General features: G+C 67.0%; 6 protein-coding genes. 3 read left to right on the top strand and 3 right to left on the bottom strand.

Going from position 1 to position 5,867, the window contains the following annotated elements; translation table 11 throughout:
- Positions 1–159 precede the first annotated feature (159 nt).
- Positions 160–627: a rhodanese-like domain-containing protein gene (locus CF70_RS14250; RefSeq protein ID WP_035865505.1), complete on the bottom strand. Its 468-nt coding sequence runs from the start codon at positions 625–627 to the stop codon at positions 160–162.
- A 98-nt stretch (positions 628–725) separates the two neighbouring features.
- A complete protein-coding gene (locus CF70_RS36015) occupies positions 726–905 on the bottom strand; it encodes a hypothetical protein (RefSeq protein ID WP_152561813.1) in 180 nt (59 codons plus the stop codon).
- Positions 906–913: 8 nt separating this feature from the next.
- On the opposite strand from CF70_RS36015, the gene CF70_RS14245 reads away from it, so the two are divergent.
- Complete coding sequence (locus tag CF70_RS14245) at positions 914–1,765, top strand: class I SAM-dependent methyltransferase (protein WP_035865502.1); 852 nt, start codon at positions 914–916, stop codon at positions 1,763–1,765.
- Positions 1,766–1,971: 206 nt separating this feature from the next.
- On the opposite strand, the gene CF70_RS14240 is transcribed toward CF70_RS14245, so the two are convergent.
- Complete coding sequence (locus CF70_RS14240) at positions 1,972–2,958, bottom strand: LysR substrate-binding domain-containing protein (RefSeq protein ID WP_035865497.1); 987 nt, start codon at positions 2,956–2,958, stop codon at positions 1,972–1,974.
- Between the two features lie 168 nt (positions 2,959–3,126).
- Between CF70_RS14240 and CF70_RS14235 the strand changes: the two genes are divergently transcribed.
- Both CF70_RS14235 and CF70_RS14230 read left to right on the top strand, forming a co-directional pair.
- Entirely contained in the window at positions 3,127–4,140 is a 1,014-nt protein-coding gene (locus CF70_RS14235) for a tripartite tricarboxylate transporter substrate binding protein (protein ID WP_035865495.1), read from the top strand.
- Between the two features lie 7 nt (positions 4,141–4,147).
- Positions 4,148–5,671 (top strand): UxaA family hydrolase, encoded by a 1,524-nt coding sequence (locus tag CF70_RS14230; protein ID WP_035865492.1) that lies wholly within the window; start codon positions 4,148–4,150, stop codon positions 5,669–5,671.
- The last annotated feature ends 196 nt before the right edge of the window (positions 5,672–5,867 follow it).

Genomic DNA, 5,867 nt, shown 5'->3' with positions numbered 1-5,867 from the left:
CAAACATGGGTCCCTCTTTTCCGCTCTTTTCCCCGGATCCCGAGGCGCCCCATACGGCGTGGTACACCTACACGGCTCGCTTCGCATCGCGTAACGGGGTGGCGCGCCCTTGGGGGCGCTCCGCACGGCTACACCGAATTGCTTGTCTGCCTGCCGCGCTTAGTCCTGTATCCACGGCAAATCATGAAAGCGCCAGCCGCCGTTCTTGCCGCGTCGTTGCCGTTCGTCGATCTCGCCTTCGAAGCCTTCGAGCACGTTGAATACGTGGGCCTGACCGGCTTTGGTGGCGGCCTCCGCGGCGAGCGCTGAGCGGTTGCCGCTGCGGCACAGCAGCAGCACGACGGTGTCTTTGCCGGTCTTGGCTTCCAGTTCGCGCGCAAAGCGTGGGTTGCGGGTGAGGCTGGTGCCGGTGGCCCAGGGGACGTGCAGGGTGTCGGGTACGTAGCCGACGAACTTGCGTTCTTCCGCGGTGCGGACATCGACCAGCACGGCGTCGCCGGCGCTGAACAGCGTCCACGCTTGTTGCGGCGTCACGCGGCCGGCATACGGCAGGCCAGAGGAACGTGCCACGCCACGTGCGGCTTCCAGCACGGGATGCTTGATCTTGTCTTCCAATGCAACTGTCATGAAACGCTCTCCTTGCAGCATGTTGTCCGCGCCGGGATCGATGCGGCCGGGCCTTCCCCGATGCACGGTTTGTGGTTGACGGCAACCGCCTATAGCCATCACGCCACAACTATGAAATGGCGCAGGAAGATTGAGAACGAATAAAAACGCATTTCCAAAGACAGTTCGTCCACCACGGCAGGCAGCGCATGCGGAGACGGCGAGCCGGCTTGACAAACCGCTGCCGCTACGTCCAGATTCGGGTTCGGCCAGTGATCGGCACAAGCCGTCGTCAGCAAGGAACGCCATGACTCCCTTCCCTCCCCGCCGCTATTTCCTGCGGCAGACCGTGCTGCTGGCAGCCGCCGGCGCCCTGGCATTAGCGTCGGGCGCGGCCGCACCTGCGGGCGGCGACGAGGCGCTCGCCGCCGCCATTGCCGGTGCGCAGCGCAGCGCCGCTAACAAGGCCCGGGATGCCTACCGCCATCCGCTGCAGACGCTGCGGTTCTTCGGCCTGCAGCCGGACCAGACCGTGATCGAAATCGCGCCCGGCGGCGGCTGGTACACGGAAATCCTCGCGCCGGTGCTGCGCGACCACGGCAAGCTCTATGCCGCCCATTACGACGTGCTCGCGCCGGATGCGAGCGAGGATGGCAAGCGCTCACGGGCCAACTATGAGAAGAAACTGGTGCAGGACCCGGCCAGCTACGGCAAGGTCACGTTGGGTACGCTGCCGGTGCGCGCCTTTACCGATATCGCCCCGCCCGGCGGCGCGGACCTGGTGCTGACCTTCCGCAACATCCATAACTGGATCAAGGACGGACACCTGGACGACAGCCTGCGCGCCTTCTATGCCGTGCTCAAACCCGGCGGCGTGCTGGGTGTGGAGGAACACCGGGCCACGCCGGGCACTTCGCTGGAACAGATGATCGCGACGGGCTATGTCACGGAGGACTACGTGATCGACCACGCCCGCGCGGCGGGCTTCGCGCTTGCCGGCCGCAGCGAGATCAATGCCAACCCGCGCGATAACCACGATCACCCCGATGGCGTGTGGTCGCTCCCGCCCACATTGCGTGGCGGCGAGCGCGATCGCGCGAGCTTCCTGGCCATCGGTGAATCGGACCGCATGACGCTGAAGTTCGTCAAGCCGCGGTGAGCCGCGCAGCGCTTGTCAGCAGACGGCAATGCTCCGGAGGCTGCCATTCGGATGCTCTATATTGCGCGGGCGCCCTTCCACATGATTCGGGATTCGGAGATGACCCTGACGATGAGTGACGGCATTCGCCGGTGCGGCCTGGCCACGGTGGGTCACCCATTACGAGCACGGCGCCGATATGGCCCGGGGAGCCCACGGCCAGCGGCCTAGCCCGCCCGCCGTGGCGCGCGCGCCCTCTTGCCCGCCGGCTTCTGCTGTCCGGCCAGTTGCCCGGCAGCCGCGCGCAGGCACTCCACCAGTTGCAGGCTGCTGGGCGTGAGCCGCCCCTCGCGCAGCGTGATCAGGCCAACGGGCGGCAGTTCCAGCGGCACGTCCATGGGCAGGATGTGGAAACGTCCCTCCTGCTCGAACTGCTGCCCGACCGACCGGGCCAGGAAGCCCACCGCGTCGCGCTGGGTGACGAAGGTCGAGATCGCCAGATAGGAGGAGGATTCGATCAGGTCCGTGGGCGGCTGCAGCCCGTGGCGGTAGAACTCCTGTTCCAGCTTGACCCGCAGCGACGCCCACGGCGGCGGCATCACGCAAGGCATGCCGGCGAGGTCTGCCCAGGCGGGCGCGCGCTGGCGCGCCAGCGGGTGGCCGCTGCGCACCACCGCCACCATCGGCTCGTTGTACAGCGGCTCGGTGACCAGGTCCGGCGCGGCATAGCCGGGCTCCAGCCGGCCGATGATCAGGTCCAGCTCGCTGATCCGCAGCTTGGGCAGCAGGTGCGGCAAATCCCCCTCCTCGACCAGCACGGTGGCTTGCGCGGAACGCTGCTTGAGCAGGCTGACAGCCTGCGCCAGCAACACCGGCAAGGCCGCGCCCATCGACCCCACCCGCGTGCGCCCCGCCGCGCCGCTGGCCTCCGCGGCGATCTCGTCGCGGGTGCGCTCGTATTGCGCCAGCACCGAGCGGGCAAAGCGCACCAGGGAAGCGCCCGCCGGCGTCGGCTCCGTGCCGCGCGTGGAGCGCGTAAAGAGTGTCAGGCCGAGCGTCTTCTCCACCTCGGTGAGCATCTTGGAGACGGCCGGCTGGCTCACGGAGAGGAAGTCGGCGGTATGGCCGAGATGGCGGAACTCGTCCAGCGCCACCACCAGTTGCAGGTGGCGTAGCTTGATATTGGAGCGCAGCGCGCGGTCGATCTGGGACATGGCGGGATTCTACTCAACTTCGACTTAACTTCTACTTAACCTTCAGGTTATGAAGGCATTCCGATCATTGATTGGATTGTTATGAAGCGCTTTGCCACAATCCAGCCTGACCGGTGAACATTGGCACCGGCCCATGACTCCAATAATGACATCCTGAGAGGACGACATATGACCGCACCCCACGGCATCAATCCCGGGCGACGCCGCCTGCTCATCGGCGGGGCCGCGGCCGCCGCGGCCGGTACCGCAGGCCTGCTGCTGCCGGGCTTCGCACGGGCTGGCGAGTATCCGGAACGTCCCATCACCTTTATCTGTCCGTGGCCTGTCGGCGGCACCGCCGACCAGTCGATGCGCGCGCTGTGCCAGGTGGCGTCGGGCATACTCAAGCAATCGATCGTGGTGGAAAACCGCGCCGGCGCCTCGGGCATGATCGGCACCAAGGCGCTGGCCCGCGCCAAGCCGGACGGCTACACCATCGGCCAGATCCCGATCTCGGTGACGCGCTTCTCCCAACTCGGCATGCTGCAACTCGATCCCCGCACCGAGCTCACCTACCTCGCCCGCACTTCCGGCCAGACCTTCGGCATCGCGGTGCCGGCGAACTCGCGCTTCAAGTCGATCAAGGACGTAGTGGCCGAAGCCAAGGCGCACCCCGGCAAGCTAACCTACGCGCACGCCGGCATCGGCGGCGCCACCCACGTGGGCATGGAGGAATTCGCGCAGGCCGCCGGCATCCGCTTCAATGCCATCGCCTACAAGGGCGGCGCGCAGGCGCTGCAGGACGTGCTGGCCGGACAGGTCGACCTGCTGGCCGATTCCAGCTCGTGGGCGCCCCACGTGGAAGCCGGCAAGCTGCGCCTGCTGGCAACCTGGGGCGACCAGCGCACGCCGCGCTTCAAGGACACGCCCACGCTCAAGGAACTCGGCTACAAGGTGGTGGTGGAAGCCCCCAACGGCATCGGCGCGCCGGTCGGCCTGGACCCCGCCGTGGAAAAGAAGCTGCGCGACGCCTTCCGGCTAGCCGTGGCCAGCAAGGAGTTCCAGCAGGTCGCGGCCCGCATCGACGCACCTGTCATGTACCTGGACGGTCCGGAATACAAGCGCTACATCAGCACCGTGTACGACCAGGAAACCCAACTGATCCAGCGCCTCAAGCTCAAAGAGCTGCTGCAACAAGGTTGACCGCCCCGTGAACGCCGCCGCCCTCATCCGCCTGCACGCCAACGACAACGTCCTGATCGCACGGGACGCCCTGAGCCTCGGCCAGAACCTCCCCGAGCTGGGCCTGCGCGTGCGCGCGCAAGTGCCCGCCGGGCACAAGATCGCCGCCTGCGCCATTGCCAGGGGCACGCAGGTACGCAAGTTCGACACCGTGATCGGCGTGGCCGAGCGCGATATCGAGGCCGGCGACCACGTCCACTCGCACAATCTCGCGCTGGTGGATTTCTACCGCGACCCCGGCTTTTGCGAGGACGTACGGCCGGTGGACTATGTGCCCGAGGCCGAGCGCGCCACCTTCATGGGCTTCGTGCGGCCCGATGGCCGTGTCGGTACGCGCAACTTCATCGGCATCCTCTCGTCGGTGAACTGCTCGGCCACGGTGATCCGGCATATTGCCGACCACTTCACGCCCGAGCGCATGGCGGCCTATCCCAATGTGGATGGCGTGGCCGCCTTCGCCCAGACCAGCGGCTGCGGCATGTCCTCGCCCAGCGAGCACTTCGACGTGTTGCGCCGCACGCTGGCCGGCTACGCCCGCCATCCCAACCTGGCCGGCGTACTGATCGTCGGCCTGGGCTGCGAGCGCAACCAGGTAGCGGGGCTGGTGGAATCGCAAGGCCTGGTGCCCGGCAGCCACGTACGCACCATGGTCATGCAGGACACCGGCGGCACGGCGGCCACCATCCAGGCCGGCATCCGCGCCATCGAAGACATGCTGCCCGGCGCCAACGCCGCGGTACGCCAGCCGGTAAGCGCCAGCCACCTGAAGATCGGCCTGGAATGCGGCGGCTCGGACGGCTTCTCCGGCATCAGCGCCAACCCGGCGCTGGGCGCGGCGATGGATATCCTGGTACGCCACGGCGGCACCGCCATCCTGTCGGAAACCCCGGAGATCCACGGCGTCGAATACATGCTCACGCGCCGCGCCGTAACACCCGAAGTCGGCCAGAAACTGCTGGACCGCCTGGCCTGGTGGGAACGCTACACCGCCGGCCAGAACGCCCAGTTCAACGGCGTGGTCGGCCACGGCAACCAGCAAGGCGGCCTGGCCAATATCTTCGAGAAATCGCTGGGATCCGCCATGAAAGGCGGCACCACGCCGCTGCAGGCCGTCTACGAATACGCCGAGCCGATCGAGCAGGCAGGCTTCGTCTTCATGGACTCCCCCGGCTACGATCCGGTAGCCGCCACCGGCCAGATTGCCAGCGGCGCCAACCTGATCTGCTTCACCACCGGCCGCGGCTCCATGTTCGGCTCCAAGCCCGCGCCCACCATCAAGCTGGCGAGCAATACGCCGATGTACACCCGGCTGGAAAGCGATATGGACATCAACTGCGGGCTGGTGCTGGACGGCGAACTCAGCGTGGAGCAGATGGGGCAGCGGATCTTCGAACACATCCTGGAGGCCGCTTCGGGCCATCCGACCAAGAGCGAAGCACTGGGGCTGGGCGACAACGAGTTCGTGCCCTGGCACCTGGGAATCGTCAGCTAGGAAGTAAATCCGGATGGCGCTGGACCGCCCCACGGCATCGCAAGCGCCCGCCCTCTCTCCCGCAAGCGGGAGAAGGGAGGCAAGAAGCGCGAAGACAAGGCGATATCGCCCGACCAAAGGTCGGTGTAGCCGTGTGGAGCGCCCCAGGGGGCGGGCCACACCCCAACGCGATGCGAAGCGAGCCGTGAAGGTGTAC

Source organism: Cupriavidus sp. SK-3 (genome assembly GCF_000611145.1).
Classification (GTDB): Bacteria; Pseudomonadota; Gammaproteobacteria; order Burkholderiales; family Burkholderiaceae; genus Cupriavidus.
This window is presented reverse-complemented; position numbering and strand designations above follow the sequence as displayed.